General features: G+C 68.6%; 9 protein-coding genes. 2 read left to right on the top strand and 7 right to left on the bottom strand.

All coding sequences use genetic code 11. The annotated features are described in order from the left end of the window. Positions 1-5 precede the first annotated feature (5 nt). The 3 genes from ASE69_RS10950 to ASE69_RS10940 are packed head-to-tail and all read right to left on the bottom strand — an operon-like array spanning position 6 to position 7,443. On the bottom strand, positions 6-2,540 hold the full coding sequence (locus ASE69_RS10950) for a glycoside hydrolase family 3 C-terminal domain-containing protein (protein ID WP_056486258.1): 2,535 nt from the start codon (positions 2,538-2,540) through the stop codon (positions 6-8). Beyond that, positions 2,537-5,122 carry a beta-mannosidase gene (locus ASE69_RS10945; RefSeq protein WP_056486255.1) on the bottom strand — a complete coding sequence of 862 codons (2,586 nt, stop codon included), beginning with the start codon at positions 5,120-5,122 and terminating at the stop codon, positions 2,537-2,539. Before ASE69_RS10945 ends, ASE69_RS10950 begins: the two co-directional genes overlap by 4 nt. Further along, the gene (locus tag ASE69_RS10940) at positions 5,122-7,443 is read right to left on the bottom strand and encodes a beta-N-acetylhexosaminidase (protein WP_056486251.1); all 2,322 of its coding nucleotides are present in this window, start codon (positions 7,441-7,443) and stop codon (positions 5,122-5,124) included. The genes ASE69_RS10945 and ASE69_RS10940 overlap by 1 nt, the downstream gene beginning before the upstream one ends. Before the next feature lie 251 nt (positions 7,444-7,694). Here ASE69_RS10940 and ASE69_RS10935 point away from each other — a divergent pair, with 251 nt between their 5' ends. Both ASE69_RS10935 and galA read left to right on the top strand, forming a co-directional pair. Continuing rightward, a complete protein-coding gene (locus ASE69_RS10935; RefSeq protein ID WP_056062350.1) occupies positions 7,695-8,432 on the top strand; it encodes a GntR family transcriptional regulator in 738 nt (245 codons plus the stop codon). 22 nt (positions 8,433-8,454) lie between these two features. Further along, a complete protein-coding gene (gene galA, locus ASE69_RS10930) occupies positions 8,455-11,367 on the top strand; it encodes a beta-galactosidase GalA (protein ID WP_056486248.1) in 2,913 nt (970 codons plus the stop codon). A 146-nt stretch (positions 11,368-11,513) separates the two neighbouring features. Here the strand turns inward: galA and nagE are convergent, their stop codons facing one another. Genes nagE through ASE69_RS10910 form a run of 4 tightly spaced genes read right to left on the bottom strand, consistent with a single transcriptional unit; the run spans position 11,514 to position 17,977 of the window. Next, positions 11,514-13,217: an N-acetylglucosamine-specific PTS transporter subunit IIBC gene (gene nagE, locus ASE69_RS10925; protein WP_056486245.1), complete on the bottom strand. Its 1,704-nt coding sequence runs from the start codon at positions 13,215-13,217 to the stop codon at positions 11,514-11,516. Continuing rightward, positions 13,214-15,709, bottom strand: a complete 2,496-nt coding sequence (gene ptsP / locus ASE69_RS10920) for a phosphoenolpyruvate--protein phosphotransferase (protein ID WP_056486242.1) — start codon at positions 15,707-15,709, stop codon at positions 13,214-13,216. Before ptsP ends, nagE begins: the two co-directional genes overlap by 4 nt. A 52-nt stretch (positions 15,710-15,761) precedes the next feature. Beyond that, entirely contained in the window at positions 15,762-16,904 is a 1,143-nt protein-coding gene (gene nagA / locus ASE69_RS10915) for an N-acetylglucosamine-6-phosphate deacetylase (protein ID WP_056486239.1), read from the bottom strand. Continuing rightward, on the bottom strand, positions 16,901-17,977 hold the full coding sequence (locus ASE69_RS10910; RefSeq protein WP_056486236.1) for an SIS domain-containing protein: 1,077 nt from the start codon (positions 17,975-17,977) through the stop codon (positions 16,901-16,903). Before ASE69_RS10910 ends, nagA begins: the two co-directional genes overlap by 4 nt.

The following is a 17,977-nucleotide window of genomic DNA, read 5'->3' as shown; positions in this document are numbered from 1 at the left end:
GGCGCTCACTTGGGCAGCTCCACCGTCGTGCCGGTGATCGTCAGGTCGCTCCATTGGCCCGCGCCGTCGCCGGGCTGGCCGCCGCCGATATAGAGGCGGTAGGCGCCGGGGACGATCGTCCGTGTGCCGTCGCGTGCGACGCTGCTCAGCGATCGCGGATCGATCGTGATCGGCACGGTGCGCGACTGGCCGGGTTTCAGCGCGACGCGACCGAAGCCGACGAGCTGGCGCTGGAGGACGGGGGTGGTTGGGCCACCGGCCTTGGCTGTGGGCGCGACTAGATAGGCCTGGACGACTTCTTCGCCTGCACGATTGCCTGCGTTCGACAGCTTGGTGGTAACGGTCAGCGGCTGTCCCGCGGCGACGCTGAGCGCGGGCTTGGTCGCGGCGTAGGCGAAGTTGGTGTAGCTCAGGCCGTGGCCGAAGCCCCAGAGCGGCGTGCCGGTGAAGTAGCGGTAGGTGCGCTCCTTCATCGTGTAGTCGGTGAACGCGGGGAGGTCGCCGGTGGTCTTGTAGAAGGTGACGGGGAGGCGGCCCGACGGGTTGTTGAGCCCCGCCAGCGTCTCGGCGATCGCGGTGCCGCCGGCCTGGCCGGGATACCAGGCGGCGAGGATCGCGTCGGCCGATGACGGATCGACCGCGACCGCGCTGCCGCTGGTGAGGACGAGGACGATGGGCTTGCCGGTCGCCTTCAGCGCTTCGAGAAGGCGGACCTGCGCTGGAGGCAGGCCGATGTCGGTGCGGTCGCCGCCGACGAAGCCGGGGACGCTGACCGAGAGTGCTTCGCCTTCGAGATCGGGCGACAGGCCCATCACGGCAACGATGACGTCTGCATCGCGGGCGGTGGCGACCGCCTGGTCGAGCAACGGCTGTGCGGGGGGGCTCCAGAGCAGGCGGACGCCTTCGTCGTCGCTGCGGTGATCGAGTTCGAGGCGGAACGGGACGGGCTTGCCGTCGCTGGTGAGCGTGACCTCGACGCGGCCTTTCTTGACCTCGCCGGCGGAGAGCTGACGGTCGCCGATCCAGAGCCGGACCGCGTCGTGCGTCGCGCAATCCTTCCAGCAGGCGGGGACGTCGACGACGAGCGGATAGGTGCCGGCGGCGGGGGGCGTGAAGGTTCCGGTCCAGCGCACGCCGAAGGTCTTGGCGAGGCCGGGGGCGGGGCTGGCGCGGTTGTGGTCGATGTCGATGTGGCGATCGGTGCGCGTCAGGGTCGGTGCGCCGACGCCGGCCTGCGCGGCGAAATACTCGGTCTTCAGGCCGCCGGCGAAGACGGTTTCGGGGACTGGCACGGCGGCACCGTCGGCGAGCGACGAGCCCTGCGCATAGCGGACATTGGCGGCGCCGAACTGCTTGCGGATGCCCTCCAGCGGGGTGACGGGCGCGACCGCGGTGCCGTGGTAATTGCCTTGCAGCACGCCAAGGTCGTCGGCATCCGCGCCGATCACCGCGATCCGACTGCCGGGCTTCAACGGCAGGCGGTTCGCGTCGTTCTTGAGCAGGACGATCGATTTCCGCGCCGCATCGAGCGCGAGCGCACGGTGGGCGGGGGTGTCGACCTGGTCGGTGCCGATGCTGCGCCACGGATTGGCCGCGCCGAACACTGTGCCGAGCGCGCGGCGGGCTTCGAGCGCGCGGATCAACGCGGTGTCGACCTCGGCTTCGGTGACGAGGCCTTGGCGGACCGCGGCGGGGAGGGCGGCGTAGGCGCTGCCGCAATTGAGGTCGGTGCCGCCTCGGATCGCGGCGGCGGCGGCGCCCGCGGCGTCGAGGCGGTAATGGTGGTAGAGGCTGATGTTCGATACCGCGTCGCAGTCCGACACGGTCAAGCCCTTGAACCCCCAGTCGCGCCGCAGTCGGTCGATCATCAACGCCGACGATGCGCAGGCGGGGACGCCGTGGATCGAGTTGTACGCGCACATCAGCGACTGCGCCTTGCCCTCGGTCACGGCGAGCCGGAATGCGGGGAAGTAGGTCGCTTCGAGATCGTACGGGCTGGGATCGACGTCGAAGCTGTCGCGTCCAGCTTCGGGGCCGCTGTGCACCGCGAAATGCTTGGGGGTGGCGATGACCTTGGGGTGGAGCGGGTCGGGGCCCTGCAACCCGCCGATGAACGCGACGCCGAGGCGGCCGGTGAGATACGGGTCCTCGCCGTAGGTTTCCTGGCCGCGGCCCCAGCGTGGATCCCGGAAGATGTTGATGTTGGGCGACCAGATCGTCAGCCCTTCGTAGATCTTGCGGTTCGCGCCGACGTCCTGCGCGTTGAAGCGTGCGCGCGCCTCGGTCGCGACGACGTCGCCGATCTTCGCGACCAGCGCGGTGTCCCAGGTCGCGGCCATGCCGATCGCCTGTGGGAAGACGGTCGCGTGGCCGTTGCGCGCGAGGCCGTGGAGCCCCTCGTTCCACCAGTCATACGCGGGCAGGCCGGCCTTCGGATCGGCGGGCACGGTGCTCTGCAACTGCGCCGCTTTCTGTTCGAGCGACATTTGCGCGACGGCGGTTGCCACCGGGTCGGCGGACGCGAGCAGGAGCCAGATCATCGGGCGAGGGTCCTCAGGATAAGCGCTTTTTGCAAGGTGGCGGCGGAGGCGTCGGAGACGACATGGATGGTGACGCTCTCGCCCGGCAACAGGTCAAAGCCGTCGTCGGAGGGCTGGGCCGCGACCGCGCCGAAATCGAGCATCACCGCGCGGGCGAGGTTGGTCGCGGTGATCTTCACGTCGTTGCCGGTCCAGCGAACGCTGAGGCCAGGGTCTGGGTACGCCATGTCCTTGGGCAAGGCGCGTTCGATGATCGCCCGGCTCGTGCCGCCGTTATCGACCTGCATATCGGCGACCGCGTAGCTGCCGGTCGGTGCGGCGGTCCCGAACAGCGCGTCGTCGGACAGCGTCGCGACCAGCCTCGACGAGAGCGGCTCCAGCATCAGCGCGGCGGTGGTGTCCTTCAACACCTTGCCGTCCATCGTCATCGTCCGCACCCGCCAGCGGGAGTCGACCAGCGTGGTCGCGTCGGAGATCAGCGAGATACGCGTCGCGCCATCCTTCCGCTCGGCGACGATCGCCTGGGGTGCGAAGAACCGCCGGGCGGCGTAGTTGAGGAGCTTCCACCGGCCGGCATGATCGATGCTCGCCCAGCTGATCGAGGGCCAGACGTCGTTGAGCTGCCAATAGAGCGAGCCCATCGTCACCGGGCGACAGGCGCGGTGATGTGAGGCGGCAATGCGGATCGCCTCGGCCTGGTTGACCTGCGTGAGGTAGACGAGATCGGCGAAGTCGCGCGCGGGGCGCAACCGATCGCGCAGGTACATCATCAGCCGCTCGTTGCCTTCGCCGGCGAGGAACTTCTGGTGCGCCTTCATCACCGGGCTGTCCGCCGTGAGCGTGCCCTTGCCGGCGAATTCGCGGATCGTCGACAGGTCGGGCATCGACTGGAAGCCGTATTCGGACATGAAGCGTGGGCAGCTGTCGAGATAGTTCTCGACCGGCTTGGAGCCCGACCAGACGTCCCAGAAGTGGCGGTCGCCGTCCTTGTCGGTGTCGACCGGCCCCTCGTAATTGGTCGAAGGCGAGCCCGGCCAATAGGGTGTGCCGGGGGCGTTGCGCGTCACGGCTTCGCGCAGGACGCGGTCGAACAGCACGGCCATGCCGGCGCCGATGCGCTCTTGCTCGTCGGCACCGACCGCTTTCTTGAATGCTTTCCGGTCGGACCAGTTTTCCCAGCCCGACAGGACCTCGTTGCCGCCGGCCCACAACACGACGGAGGGATGCGATCCGATCCGCGCGACCTGTTCCTCGGCCTCGATCCGGACGTTCTCGCGGAAGGCGGCGTCGGGCGGCGTGACGCTGCCGCCGAACATGAAGTCCTGCCACACCATCAGGCCCATCCGGTCGGCGATGTCGTAGAACGCGTCGTCCAGATAGGTCCCGCCGCCCCAGATGCGAACCATGTTCATGTTGGCGTCGCGCGCGCCCTTCAGGATGGTCTCCATATAGGCGGGCGTGACGCGCGCCGGGAAACTGTCGAACGGGATGATGTTCGCGCCCTTGGCGAAGATCGGCGTGCCGTTGACCTTGAACCCGAAACTGCCGTCCTTGCGGATCAGCTCGACCGTGCGCAGGCCGATCCGCTGGGTCACGCTGTCCTCGGGCGTCGGCTCCGCGCCGCCCAGCGATGCAGAGACGGTGTAGAGCGGCTGCGCACCGTAGCCGACCGGCTGCCAACGCTTGGGGTCGGCGATCGCCAGCGGGATCGAGACCGCGTTGTTGCCTTTGACGAGCGTCACCGTCCGGTCGACCGAGATCGTCTTGCCGTCCGGCCCGGTGACCGCGGCGCGGATCGTCGCGACGCCGGGCGTCTCGACTGCGACGTCGAGCTTGGCGGACAGCCGCGCTTCGGTCGGAGTCAGCGCCTCCTGATCGACCCGTAGCGTGTCGATCCGCGCGTCGTCCCAGATCTCCAGCCGGACCGGCCGCCAGATGCCGGTGTTGACGATGCGGGGACCCCAGTCCCAGCCATAATTGTATTTGGGTTTGCGGATGTAGGGCGAGGTCTGCTTGCCCTTGGGCTCGTCGCCGAACGCGCTGTCATATTCGCCGGGCAGCGGGTTCTTCTCGGCGAGCACCATCGGCTGGAGGGTGCGGATCGGCGAGGCGATCGTCACCAGCACCTCGTTGCGTCCGACCTTCAGCACCGGCTGCGCATCCACGCGCCAGCGCCGGTGCGCGTTGTCGGTGGTCAGCAGCACCGTGCCGTTGACGCTGACCGTCGCGAACGTGTCGAGACCGTCGAACACGAGGTCGAGGTGATTGCGCTGCATCATCGCCGGGGTGACGTCGAACACGCGGCGGAACTGCCATTTGGTCAGCCCGGCCCACTGGATCGCCGCCTCGTTGGTGCCCTTGAACGGATCGGGCACGCGGTGCGCCGCGATCAGGTCCTGCTGCACCGATCCGGGGACGGCCGCCGGCAGCCACGTGGCCTCGCGCTTGTGCGCGGCGGTCGCGGCGGTGTCAGTGGGGTCGATCCGCACCTGCCATGCACCGTCGAGCGGCACGACGGTCTTGGGCGAGGCGAACGCGGGCGCGGCGAGCGCGATCAGGGGAAGGACGAACCAGCGACGCATCAGCGTGTCTCCGACAGGGTCATGCGCTCGACCGCGTAGAACGGGTCGGACGTGGGGGAGGTGAATTGGAGGCAGATGTCGCGGTCTCCGGCGATCGTCGGCAAAATCCCCTTGACGCTGAAGCGGGTCGGCGCGGTCTTCGGATCGGGCAGCGGAAAGGTGCCGGCGATGACCGGTTTCGCGCCCGTCACGGTGCAGCCGACCAGCACCATCAGCTCGCCATGCGGCGTCACGTTGTAGTGCTGGCGGATCTTGGTGACGTCGTGCGCGAGGCCCCAGTTGCGCGGCAGGCGGGCGATATCGATCGTGAACCCCTTGGCGACATCCATCGGCGCGGCCGGGTAAGCGGTACAGGTGTCGAAGACGGTGACATTGAACACCGGTGCATTGCCCTGCGCTTCCGACGTCAGCGGCACGCGCAGGCCGAGCGACCCCTCGGGGCAGGCGATCATGTCGGACGCGGTGCGGGTCAGCAGCGCCTGTCGCCCGGTCTCGAACAGCCGGGGTTCGGCGACCGGCTGGCCACTCGCATCGAACGCGGCGGCGCGGATCGACACGCCGGGCTTCACCGACAGCGGTGCGGTGTAGGCGGGCGACCCCGCGGTCGGCATTTTGCCGTCGAGCGTGTAGCGGATCGTGCCGTACGGCGCCTGCGTGGCGAGGACGACGTTCGCGCGGTTGGTGCGGAGCGCATCGCCGCGCGTGCCGTCGAGCGTGTAGCCGACCGCGAACGCACTGTCCGCGACCTCCAGCCCCGACTTGCGCCAGCGCTGGATCTGCGGCTGGACCCGGTCGAGGAAGCCAGCGAAATCGCGCTTGTCCTTGCCCGACCAGGTGATCTCCGCGAGTGCGGCGGCGCGCGGGAAGATCAGATGCTGCATCTGGTACGGCGTGACGATGTATTCGCTCCACAGATTGGCCTGCGCGCCGAGCACGTGCTGCGCCTTGTCCGCCGAGATGCCCGCCGGCATCGGCTCGTAATTGTAGACGGTTGCGAGTGACTGGACCGCGAGCCGGCCGGGTGGTTCGTCGGGGCGATCGCTTTGCAAATTGTCGAAATACAGCGTCGGTGCGGGCGACAGCACGACGTCGTGGTTCTGGTTGGCGGCATCGACCGCGCCCTTCTCGCCGCGCCACGACATCACCGAAGCGGATGCGGGTAGGCCGCCCTCCAGGATCTCGTCCCAGCCGATCAGGCGGCGCTTCTTGCTCGCCAGATAGGTGCCGAACTGGTCGATCATCCAGCTTTGCAGGCCGTTCTCGTCCTTGATGCCGAGCTTGGCCATCTGCGCCTGCACCTCGGGGCTGCGTTCCCACTGGTCCTTGACCGCCTCGTCGCCGCCGAGATGGATATAGGTGCCGGGGAACACCGCCATCAGTTCGTCGAGCACCGTCTTGACGAAGGCGATGCCCTTGGGGCCGGGGTTGAAAAGGTACGGGTTGACGCCCCATGCGTTGCTGACCTGCGGCGTGTCGCCGATCACGCCGAGCTCGGGATAGGCCGCGACGAGCGCCTGCGCATGGCCGGGCAGGTCGATCTCGGGGACGATGACGATGCCGCGTTCGGCGGCGTAGGCGACCAGCTTGCGCAGTTCGTCCTGCGTGTAGAAACCGCCGACGCGCGTGCCGGGTGCTTCGCCGGTCGAGGGGCCGGTCCGCACGCTGCCGATCTCGGTGAGTTTGGGATAGGCCTTCACCTCGAACCGCCAGCCCTGATCGTCCGACAGATGGAGGTGGAGCGTGTTGAGCTTAACCGACGCCATCTGGTCGACGATCGCGTAGATCGAGGGCAGCGACTGGAAATGCCGTGCGGTGTCGATCATCAGCCCGCGCCAGCCGAAGCGGGGGGCGTCGTCGATCGTGGCCGCCGGGATGCGCACGGGTTGGCCGAACGCGCGATCGGGACTGATGAGCTGGGCCAGCGTCATCGCGCCGTAGAGAAGCCCGGCGTCGCCCGACGCAGTGATCTTCGCGCCGGACGCGTCGACGGTCAGCCGGTACGCCTCGGCGCTCTTGATCGCGGCATCCCGGACGAAGCGGATCGTGCCGTTCGGCGACGTCTGGAGAGCGAGCCCGCGCTCGGCCTTAACATGCGCGATGAGCAGGCGCGCTGCGGCGGCGGCACCGGTGTCGGAAGGATCGGCTGAGATCGTCGCACCGTTGGCGATCGTGAAGCTGCCGGCGGTACGCGTGATTGCCGAGGGTTGCGGTACCAGTGGCAGCCGGTCCTGCGCCCGGGCCGGGATCGCGCAGAAAGCGGCGGGAAGCAGCGCCGTCGCCGTCAGCCAGCGCCCGGCATTTCGGTTCGCGGTTGCACGCATGTCGACTGCTCCCTGTATCGGCTCCTGACGGCCGCTGGTCGAGGAATGTAACCAATATAAGTCCAGACACAACCCCGTCATTTGACAGCAAGCTTGTCCTGCTCTCAGAGCGGATTGTACGTGGGGCGGTCAGGAGACATACCAATATGGCCCATGGATTTAGTCTGGTTGCCCACCACGCGGTCCTTGGCTACGCTACCATAAGGGACGCGGCAAGGCTCGCTTTGAGCTGCCGGTCGGAGGGGGAATACATGGCGTTTTCCGATGACATCGGACGCTTTCGCAAGGGAAATCCATCGCCGCTCTACCTCCAGTTGCAGGAACTGATCCGCAACGCGATCGGCGAGAAGCTGTTGGTACAAGGCAATGCGATCCCGGCCGAGCGCGATCTCGCGATCGAGTACGACGTATCGCGGATCACCGTGCGGAAAGCGATCGGCGGACTGGTCGAGGAGGGGCTTCTCACGCGCAGGCGCGGCGCGGGGACGTTCGTCGCCGGGCGCGTCGAGAAGAGCTTTTCGAAGCTGTCGTCGTTCAGCGAGGACATGGCGGCACGCGGGCGTACGTCGAGCAGCAGCTGGATTTCGCGCTCGGCGGGGCAGGTGAACCCGGAGGAGGCGATGGCGCTGGGGTTGTCGCCGGGGGCGGCAGTGTTCCGCTTCAACCGCATACGCTATGCCGACGAAGAGGCGATGGCGCTCGAATTCTCGACGATCGCGGGATATTGCCTGCCGTCGGTCGAGGTGGTCGACGACTCGCTCTACACCGCGCTCGAGAACGCCGGGAGCCGCCCGGTGCGCGCGCTGCAACGCCTGCGCGCGGTGCCGTTCGGTGGCGAGCATGCACGGATGCTGGGCGTCGACGCGGGCCATGCCGGTCTGCTGATCGAGCGCCGCGGTTTCCTGCGCGATGGCCGGGCCGCGGAGTTCACGCGCTCCTATTACCGCGGCGATGCGTACGATTTCGTCGCCGAACTCGCCGATATCTGACCTTTAATACCGAGAGTGCCCGATGAACCGACGTGAGCTTCTTGTTGGCACGGCGGGCGCCGGTGCTTCTCTGGTCGTAGGGCCGATCGAGACCGGGTTCGCGGCTAGCGTCAAGGCGCAGGGCAGTGCCGGCGCGCTGCCCATGCCGCAGCCGTCGCGGACCTTGCCGTCGCGCGCACTGGTGCAGGATCCGTCGCGGACGCTGATCGAGCGCGGCTGGCTGTTCCACGAGGGCGACGTGATCGCGCCACCGCCCGAAGGCCACAACGCGACGTATCTGAGCGTGAAGGCCGGCAACGCACTCGGCGCCGCGGCGATGGCGTATGACGACTCCGACTGGCAGTCGGTCCGCTTGCCGCATGACTGGGCCTCCGCGCAGCCGTTCGTGAAGACCGCAAGCATCTCGCAAGGCTTCCGTGCACGCGGTATCGGCTGGTACCGGCGGACGCTGCGGCTCGATCCGGCGGACCGCGGCAAGACGATCGGGCTGCAGTTCGACGGGATCGCGACCAACGCGACGGTCTGGGTCAACGGCAGCGTCGTCGCGCACAACTGGTCGGCGTATAACAGCGTCGAGATCGACCTGACGCCGTTCGCGCGGTTCGGCGACGACCTGAACGTGATCGCGGTGCGCGTCGATGCGCAGGCGATGGAGGGCTGGTGGTATGAGGGCGCGGGGATCTATCGCCATGCGTGGCTGATCCGCCGTGCGCCGGTGGCGATCGTGACGGACGGCGTGCACTGCGATCCGAGGCGCACCGCGGGTGGTGCCTGGAGCGTGCCGGTCGAAGTGAAGCTCGGCAGTATCGATCGCGCGGCGGTTGGCGTGACGGTGGACGTCGCGCTGCTCGATCCCGAGGGCAAGCGCGTGGCGGGGGCGCAGGCGACCGCGACGGTCCTGCCTCTGGAGCACGCGACCGCGACGATGACGCTGGCCGTGCCTGCACCGCGCACGTGGTCGATCGAGGCGCCCACGCTCTATACCGTCGTAACGCATGTCCTGCGCGACGGGGCGATCGTCGACGAGCGGCGTATCCCGGTCGGCTTCCGCACGATCCGGTTCGATGCGGACCGCGGCTTCCTGCTCAACGACAAGTCGGTGAAGCTGAAGGGCGTATGCCTGCATCAGGATCATGCCGGGGTCGGTACCGCGATTCCCGATGCGCTGTTGCGCTGGCGGCTGGAGCGGCTGAAGGCGATGGGCTGCAACGCGATCCGCTGTTCGCACAACGCGCCGGCCGCCGAACTGCTCGACCTGTGCGACGCGATGGGCTTCGTCGTGATGGACGAAAACCGCCAGTTCAATCCCGCGCCCGATTACATGGCGCAGCTCGAATGGATGGTCCGCCGCGATCGCAACCACCCGAGCGTGATCCTGTGGTCGGTGTTCAACGAGGAGCCGATGCAGGGCACCGAGGCGGGCGTCGAGATGCTGCGGCGGATGGCGCACGCGGCGCATGCGCTCGACGACAGCCGCCCGGTGACGGGCGCGATGAACGGCGCGTTCTTCGATCCGATCAACGTGTCGAGCATTTTCGACGTCGTCGGCTTCAACTATTATCAAGGCGACTACGACCGGTTTCACCAGCTCAACCCGACCAAGCCGATGACGAGTTCGGAGGATACCAGCGCCTATGAAACGCGCGGCGCGTTCGCGAGCGATCCGGCCGCGCATGTCCAGTCGTCCTACGACGTCGAGGCGGCGAGCTGGGGCGATACGCACCGCGCGACGTGGAAGAAGATCGCCGATCGCCCGTTCGTCGCGGGTGGGTTCGTGTGGACTGGGTTCGATTATCACGGCGAACCGACGCCGCATGAATGGCCGACGATCTCCAGTTTCTTTGGTATTCTCGATCTGTGCGGGTTCCCGAAGACTGCGTTCGATATTCATCGTGCTCACTGGGTGGATGACGTGCCAGTCGTCAGCCTGACGCCGCACTGGACTTGGCCGGGACGCGAGGGGCAGCCGGTCGTCGTGCTGGTGATGAGCAATGCCGAGCGCGTCGAGTTGCGGCTCAATGGGCGGAAGGTCGGCGAGCAGGCGGTCGACCGGATCATGGGCAACGAGTTCAGCGTGCCCTACACGCCCGGGCGGATCGAGGTGATCGCGATGCGCGGCGGCAAGGTCGTCGCGACGGCCGCGCACGAGACCGTCGGCAAGCCGGTTGCGCTGCGCTTGACCCGGGCGCGGACGGTGATGGCGGGTGACGACGAGGACACGCAACCGGTGACGATCGACGCGATCGATGCCGCCGGGCGTCACGTGCCGACCGCGAACCTGCCGACGCAGTTCTCGGTCGAGGGCGCGGCGATCATCGGTGTCGGTAATGGCGACCCGAACAGCCACGAACCGGAGAAGGGCAATGCGCGGTCGTTGTTCAACGGGCTGGCGCAGGTGATCGTGCAGGCGGGGACGGGCCGGGGGCGGATCGTGATGACCGCGACTGCGCCGGGATTGAAGCCGGCGCGGCTGGTGATCGACCGGGCGGCGATCGCACCGCGGGCGCAGATGGCCGCGACCTATGGCGGGCAGGCGATCCGGGAGTGGCGTCGTTCGCCGGCGTTCGCAGCGCGGCCCGATCCTGCGCTGGCGCCGATCGATGGCGATAATAACAGTTGGGCGTTCGTGCGGAGTGGCACGCCGGTGCAAGCTGCGGCGGAGGGGCGTTGGCGGCTTTATCGGGCTAGCGTGACGCCGTGGCGACGTATCGGTGCGGAGGGCGGTATGATCCGTTTCGCGTCGATCGCGGGGAAGGCCGAGCTGTGGGTGGATGGCCGGCAGCTTGCGTCGAAGACCGGCGTCGAGGCGGGGCCGCTGGAAGCAGCGTTGCCCGCGGGCGGCGGCGTGCGCCAGATCGTGCTGGTGGTGGAAGCGGCCGCGGAGGGGGTCTCGGGTGTCGTTGGCCGTGTGTCGCTGGAACCGCCAGCGCGCTGACGCTGCTCAATCCTCCCCCGCCAGGGGGAGGTGTCGCCGAAGGTGACGGAGGGGGAGGATACGGAACAGGCGTTTCGGTTACCCCCCCCTTCCGTCTGGCAAGTGCCAGCCACCTTCCCCTGGCGGGGGAGGATCAGTATCAGAGTCTAGCGGGCCAGCGTCGTCAGAACGGCGTCAGTCGCGAGCAGATGCACCTGATCGGGTGCCGGCCGCGCGATCGCGCGAACGCCGAGTTTCGCTAGCCCTGCATCATCCGCTAGCCCGGCGTCATTCAGCTCGACGCGCAAACGACCGATGTGGCGGCTGGCATTGCGGACATTCGCCGCTCCGCCGAGCGCGCTCTCGGTTGCGGACGACAGGCTGATCATATCCTCCGCGACAGCCGCGGCAGGCTTGATCGCCACATCACCACCCAGCGCCAACGCATCGCGGATTTCCATCGAGACGACATCGGCGATCGGCCCGAGCACCACCTGAAGCGCGGAGTTCGATGGGCGCAGGATACCGCGTGCGCCGAGAGCCTTCAGCGCGGCATCGTCGACCGCGGACTGGTCCACGACGATCAACCGCAACCGCGTCGTGCAGGCGCTTACCGTCGTCAAATTCGCCCCGCCGCCGAGCGCCTGCGCGAACGCCGCACCGCGCCCGCCTGCCGTGGGGGGTGCCACCGCGGCGACGGTCTCGGCTTCACGCCCCGGCGTCGCGAGGTTGAACTTGCGGATGAAGAAGCGGAACAGCCCGTAATACAGCACGAAATACACCGCGCCGACCGGCAGCAGGACGAGCGGTCGCGTCGCCTTGCCGAAGTTCAGCACGTAATCGAGCAGCCCCGCCGAGAAACCGAAGCCCATCTTGACGCCGAGCAGGTCCATCAACGCCATCGACAGGCCGGTCAGCACCGCGTGCACCGCGTAGAGCACGGGCGCGAGGAACATGAAGCTGAACTCGATCGGCTCGGTGACGCCGGTCAGCGCGGAGGTGAGCGCGAGGCTGAGCAGCATGCCGCCAACCGCTTTCCGGCGCTCGGGCTTCGCGGAATGGTACATGGCGAGGCACGCGGCGGGCAGGCCGAACATCATCACCGGGAAGAAGCCGGCCATGAAGATTCCGGCCGACGGATCGCCCGCGAAGAACCGGCGCAGGTCGCCCGAGGTGCCGTGGTAATCGCCGGCGACGAACCAGACGATGTTGTTGAGCAGATGATGCAGCCCGGTGACGAGCAGCAGGCGGTTGAGCAGCCCGAACACGAACACGCCGACCGCACCGCTGCCGGTGATCGCGACGCTCAACTGGTCGACGCCCTGGCTCAGCAGCGAGAAGCCGAAGCCGAACACCGCCGCGAGCACGAGGCCAGCCACGCCGCTGACGATCGGCACGAACCGGCGCCCACCGAAGAAAGCGAGATATTCGGGCAGCTTGATCGTCGAATAGCGATTGTAGAGCGTCCCGCCCGCGAGCCCCGACAGGATGCCGATCGGCACGTCGAGCCGCGCCATCGCCTTGGCCTTCCACGCCGCGATCGCGAGGTCGGCGGAGACGCCGGTGAGCCCTGCGGATACTTCGGGCGCGACGGTGATCAGGACTTTGCCCGCCTCCGTCGCGACCAGGAAGCAGACGACGCCGGCGAGACACGCGGCACCGTTGCCGTCGCGCGCGAACCCGGTGGCGACGCCGATCGCAAAGAGCAGCCCAAGATGCGAGAAGATCGCGTCGCCTGCCGCGCTGATGAAGGCGATGTCGAGCAGGTCCGGCTGGCCGAGGCGAAGCAGCAGGCCGGCGATCGGCAGCACCGCGATCGGCAGCATCAGCGCGCGGCCAAGCGGCTGGAGGGCTTCGAGGATCGATTTCATGCGGTGAACTCCCGGGCGAGCGAGCGGACGTCGGCGGCGGATCCGCATTGCAGCGCGGCGGCGGCATGCGCGCGGCACGCCTCCATCGTCAGCGTCGCGACCAGCGCCTTGATCTCGGGCACCAAGGCCGGCGCGGACGAAAGTTCGGTGACGCCGAGCCCGATCAGGATCGGGACGGCGAGCGGGTCGGAGGCGAGCCCGCCGCACACGCCGGTCCAGCGGCCATGCACCGCGCCGCCCTTGCAGGTCTGCGCGATCAGCCGGAGGACGGCGGGGTGCAATCCGTCGATTCCGCTCGCGACGGCGGCGTTACCGCGGTCCATCGCCAGCGTGTATTGCGTGAGGTCGTTGGTGCCGACCGACAGGAAATCGGCCTCTGCGGCAATCAGGTCCGCGGTAACGGCGGCGGCGGGAGTCTCGATCATCACGCCGACGGGCATGCGGTCGCCGATGCCGATATCTGCGGCGACGCGGTCGACCACCGCGCGAACGGCGCGCAGTTCGTCGAGGCTCGCGATCATCGGCACCATGATCCGGCATTGCCCGGCGGGTTTTACCGACAGGATCGCACGGACCTGATCCTCCAGGATCTGCGGGTGCGCGAGGCCGACGCGGATGCCGCGCAGGCCGAGTGCGGGATTCTCTTCCGGTGCCATCGGCAGATACGGCGCGGGCTTGTCGCCGCCGATGTCGAGCAGCCGGACGATCAGCGGGCGGCCGTCGAGCGCGTCGGCGATCGCCTGGTAATCGGCGGTCTGTTCGGCGACCGTCGGCGCGGCATCGCGTTCGAGGAACAGGAATTCGGTGCGCAACAGGCCCGAGCCTTCCGCGCCGTTCTCGACCGCGATACGCGCGTCGCCGAGCGCGCCGAGATTGGCGAACGCCTCGATCCGGGTGCCGTCGGCCATGCGGCAGGGTTCGCCGGCCCGCGCGAGGGCTTCGGTGCGGCGGACCTGTGCCTGGACGATCCGGACCTGCGTGGCGACGAGCGTGTCGGCGTCCGGATCGATCCGCAACAGGCCTTCGCCGGCGTCCAGGATCACGGGCGTGTCGTCGGTTACAGAGTTCAACGGCGCCCCGATCGCGACCAGCGCGGGGAGGCCCATCGTCGCGGCGAGGATCGCGACGTGCGAGGTCGGACCGCCGCGCTCAACGCAGAAGCCGACGATGTTCGCGCGGTCGAGCGACAGGACGTGCGACGGCAGCAGGTCGTCCGCGAGCAAAATTGTCTCGGGCGGGAACGACAGCGGCGTGGTCTCGACGCCGGCGATCAGCGCGAGCAACTGGCGTTCGAGATCGAGCATGTCGTCGGCGCGCTCGGCGAGCCGCGGGTCGGTGCTGTTGCGCAACGCGTCGGCCTGCGGACGGATTGCGCTGCGCCAGGCATGACCCGCGCTCTCGCCGCGGGCGATGCCGCCGCGCGTCGTCTCGTGGAGCAGGGGATCGTCGAGCATCGCCGCATGCGCCTCGACGATCGCGCGTTCGGGACCGGTTGCGGTGCGGGCGCGCTCGGCGAACCGGGTCGAGAGCGTGGTGACGGCCGCATCGAAGCGTGCCTCCTCGACGGCGATGCCTTCGCCCTGTTCGGGGACGACGATGTCGGCGGGACGGAACCAGCGAGCGCGGCCGATTGCCACGCCGGGTGCCGCGGTGACGCCGGTCAGCGCGCCGTCGACTGCGGGGCGGGCTGGCGAGGGGGCGACGGCGGGCGCGCGGACGGGGGCTTCGGCGGGCTCGTCCATGCCGCTCTCGATCAGGTCGCAGATCGCGGCAAGCGCGGCCGCGGCGTCTCCACCTGCCGCAGTCACGATGATCGTCTCGTTGTGGCGGATTGCCAGGGCGAGCAGGGCGATCGGGCTGCGGACGTTGGCGGTCTTGTCGCCGGATGCGAGCGTCACGTCGGCGTCGAAGCGCTTGCCGGTAGCGGCAAGGCGCGCGGCCGGGCGGGCGTGGATGCCGTGCGGGAGAGGGACTACGACCGTCCGTGCGTGCGTGGTGCCGTCCTGGTTCGTCTCGCGGCGTGCGACCGCATCACTGGATTCCAGGGTCATCAGCGGGTCGCCGACCGCTACCAGTTCGCTGGAGACGGCGTGGACGATCCTGAACCGGTCGGGGTTCACGACGACGATCGGCGTGACGACCGCGCGAGCCTCGCGCACGAGCAGGTCCAGGTCGAAGCGGATCAGCGGTGCACCGCGCTGGACCGTATCGCCGACCGCGACGCACGGGCTGAACCCGCGTCCACCGAGTGCGACTGTGTCGAGCCCGATATGGATCAGGATCTCCGCACCCTCGGGCGTGGCGAGCGTGATCGCGTGGCCGCTCGGCAACAGCGTCAGCACGGTGCCGGCGCAGGGAGCGTAGAGGCAGTCGCCGGTCGGATCGATCGCGACGCCGTCCCCCAGCATCCGCTCCGAGAACACCGCGTCGGGCACCTCGTCGATCGGCGTTGCCCAGCCCTGCATCGGCGCGGTCAGGAGGATGGAGGCCATGGGTGCGTTCTCGATACCAAAGGGGAGGGGCGCAAAAGCAGGGTAGAGGCGGTCAGGCCGCGCTCGCCCCGCCGATCCACGTGCCGACCGGATGCAGGTCGTGGGTGAGCATGACCCAATCGGCGGTGCGGCCGACCTGCAACGTGCCGCGCTCCTGCGACAGCCGCAGGAACGCCGCCGGATAGGTCGCCGCCATCGCCGCTGCGATCTCGGGCGCGACGCCGAGCCGGTCTACAGTGTTGCGGACCGCGCCCGCCATGTCGAGATCGGAGCCCGCCAGCGTGCCGTCGGCACCGACGCAGCGGCCATTCTCGACATGGATTTCGCGGCCCTGCAGCACGAACGACTTCTCGGCCGCGCCGACGCAGGGCATCGCGTCGGATACCAGCATGAACCGGTCGTGCGGCCGTGCGCGCAACGCGATCCGCAGCACGGCGTCGTCGACATGGAAGCCGTCGACGATGATCCCGCAATACACCGCCTGGTCGTCGAGCACCGCGCCGACCACGCCCGGGGCGCGGTGGACCAGCGGCGACATTGCGTTGAACAGATGCGTGACGCCGGTGATCCCGGCGGCCATCCCGGCGGTCGCGGTGGCGTGATCCGCGTCGCTATGGCCGATGCTGATGAGCACGCCTGCCGCGGTCAGCGTTTCGATCTGCGCCGCGGTCACGCGCTCGGGGGCGAGCGTCACCATGACCCGGCCGAGGCGGGGGCGGGTCAGCAGCGCGAGCAGGTCGTCGTCGAGATCCTGGAAGCGCGTCGGGTCGTGAATGCCCTTGCGTGCCGGGCTGATCACGGGCCCCTCGATATGGATGCCGAGCACGCCGGGGACACCCGCGAGGATCGCCGCGTCGACCGCGTCGAGCGCGAGCGCGATCACGTCGGGCGTGTCGCTGATCAGCGTCGGCAGGAACGCGGTGGTGCCAAACGGGCGATGCGCCGCGCCGATCGCGGCGATACCCTCGACCGTGGGCGTATCGTTGAAGAGCACGCCGCCGCCGCCGTTGACCTGCGTATCGACGAAGCCCGGCATCAGCCAGCCGCCATCGAGATCGATCGCGTGATCCACGGCCTGATCGGTGGTTGCGTCGTCGATCCGGGCGATCCGCCCGTCCTCGACGACGATCGTCGCGTCGTTCCGGACGCCCGCTGGGGTGACCACATGGCCATTCGAAAACCGGAAGATCGTCATAACGTGCGCGTCACCTTGCTGAGATGCGACGGGGCGTCGGGGTTGAACCCGCGAGCAAGCGAGAGGGCGTTGACCATGCGATAGAAGCTCTGGATCATCAGGATCGGCTCGATCGCCGGATGCGCTTTCAACGCGGGCAGGACGCCGTCGTCGCTGCTGCCATCGAGCCCGGCATCGGCGAGTAACACGCCTGCGCCACGCTCGGCGAACTCGCGCGCCGCATCGCGCACGCCGTCGCCGGCCGCGTCGGAGGTCGCGAGCGCGAGCAACGGGAAGCCGTCCTCGACCAGCTGCATCGGGCCGTGGCGAACCTCGGCCGAGCTGAACGATTCGGCATGCAGCGCGCAGGTTTCCTTCATCTTCAGCGCCGCCTCGTTGGCGATGCCGAAGCCCATGCCGCGCGCGATCACGAACAAATTGGTCGCGGTGCGCAGTGGTGCGACGGCCGCCGACCAGTCGAGCGCCCAGGCGCGTGCGAGGTCGGCGGGGAGGGCTGCGACCGCGCTACGCAATGCGTCGTCGTCCGCCCATTCCGCGGTCAAAGCGGCGAAGGCGGCAAGCGAGCAGATGTAGGATTTGGTCGCCGCGACCGACTTTTCCGGTCCGGCGCACAGCGGGATAAGCGTGTCGGCGGTCTCTGCGAGTGGCGAAGTCTCGTCGTTGACGAACGCGACGACATGCGCGCCGGCAGCCTTCTGCGCGGCGACTGCGGCGAGCAGGTCTGGGCTGCGACCGCTCTGCGACACCGCGATGCACAGCGTGTTCCGCGCGCCGAGCGGTGCGTCGTAGATCGATACGACCGAGGGCGCCGCGGCGGCGACCGGGATGCCGGTCTTCGTCCAGATCAGATACTTGCCATACACCGCCGAGTGATCCGACGAGCCGCGCGCGCAGGTCACGACGACCGCGGGCGGGGCGCTACGAAGACGCGCACCGAGCGCCGCGAACGCTGCGGCGTTGGTCGCGAGCATCCTTGCGACGGCCTCGGACGATTCCGCAGCCTCGCGAAACATCAGCGTTGCCGTTTCCGGAATCGGCGGGGGTGTTAGCGGAGGCGGAGTGGCGTCGTGCAT

It is taken from the genome of Sphingomonas sp. Leaf208 (genome assembly GCF_001421415.1).
Taxonomy (GTDB): domain Bacteria; phylum Pseudomonadota; class Alphaproteobacteria; order Sphingomonadales; family Sphingomonadaceae; genus Sphingomonas.
This window is presented reverse-complemented; position numbering and strand designations above follow the sequence as displayed.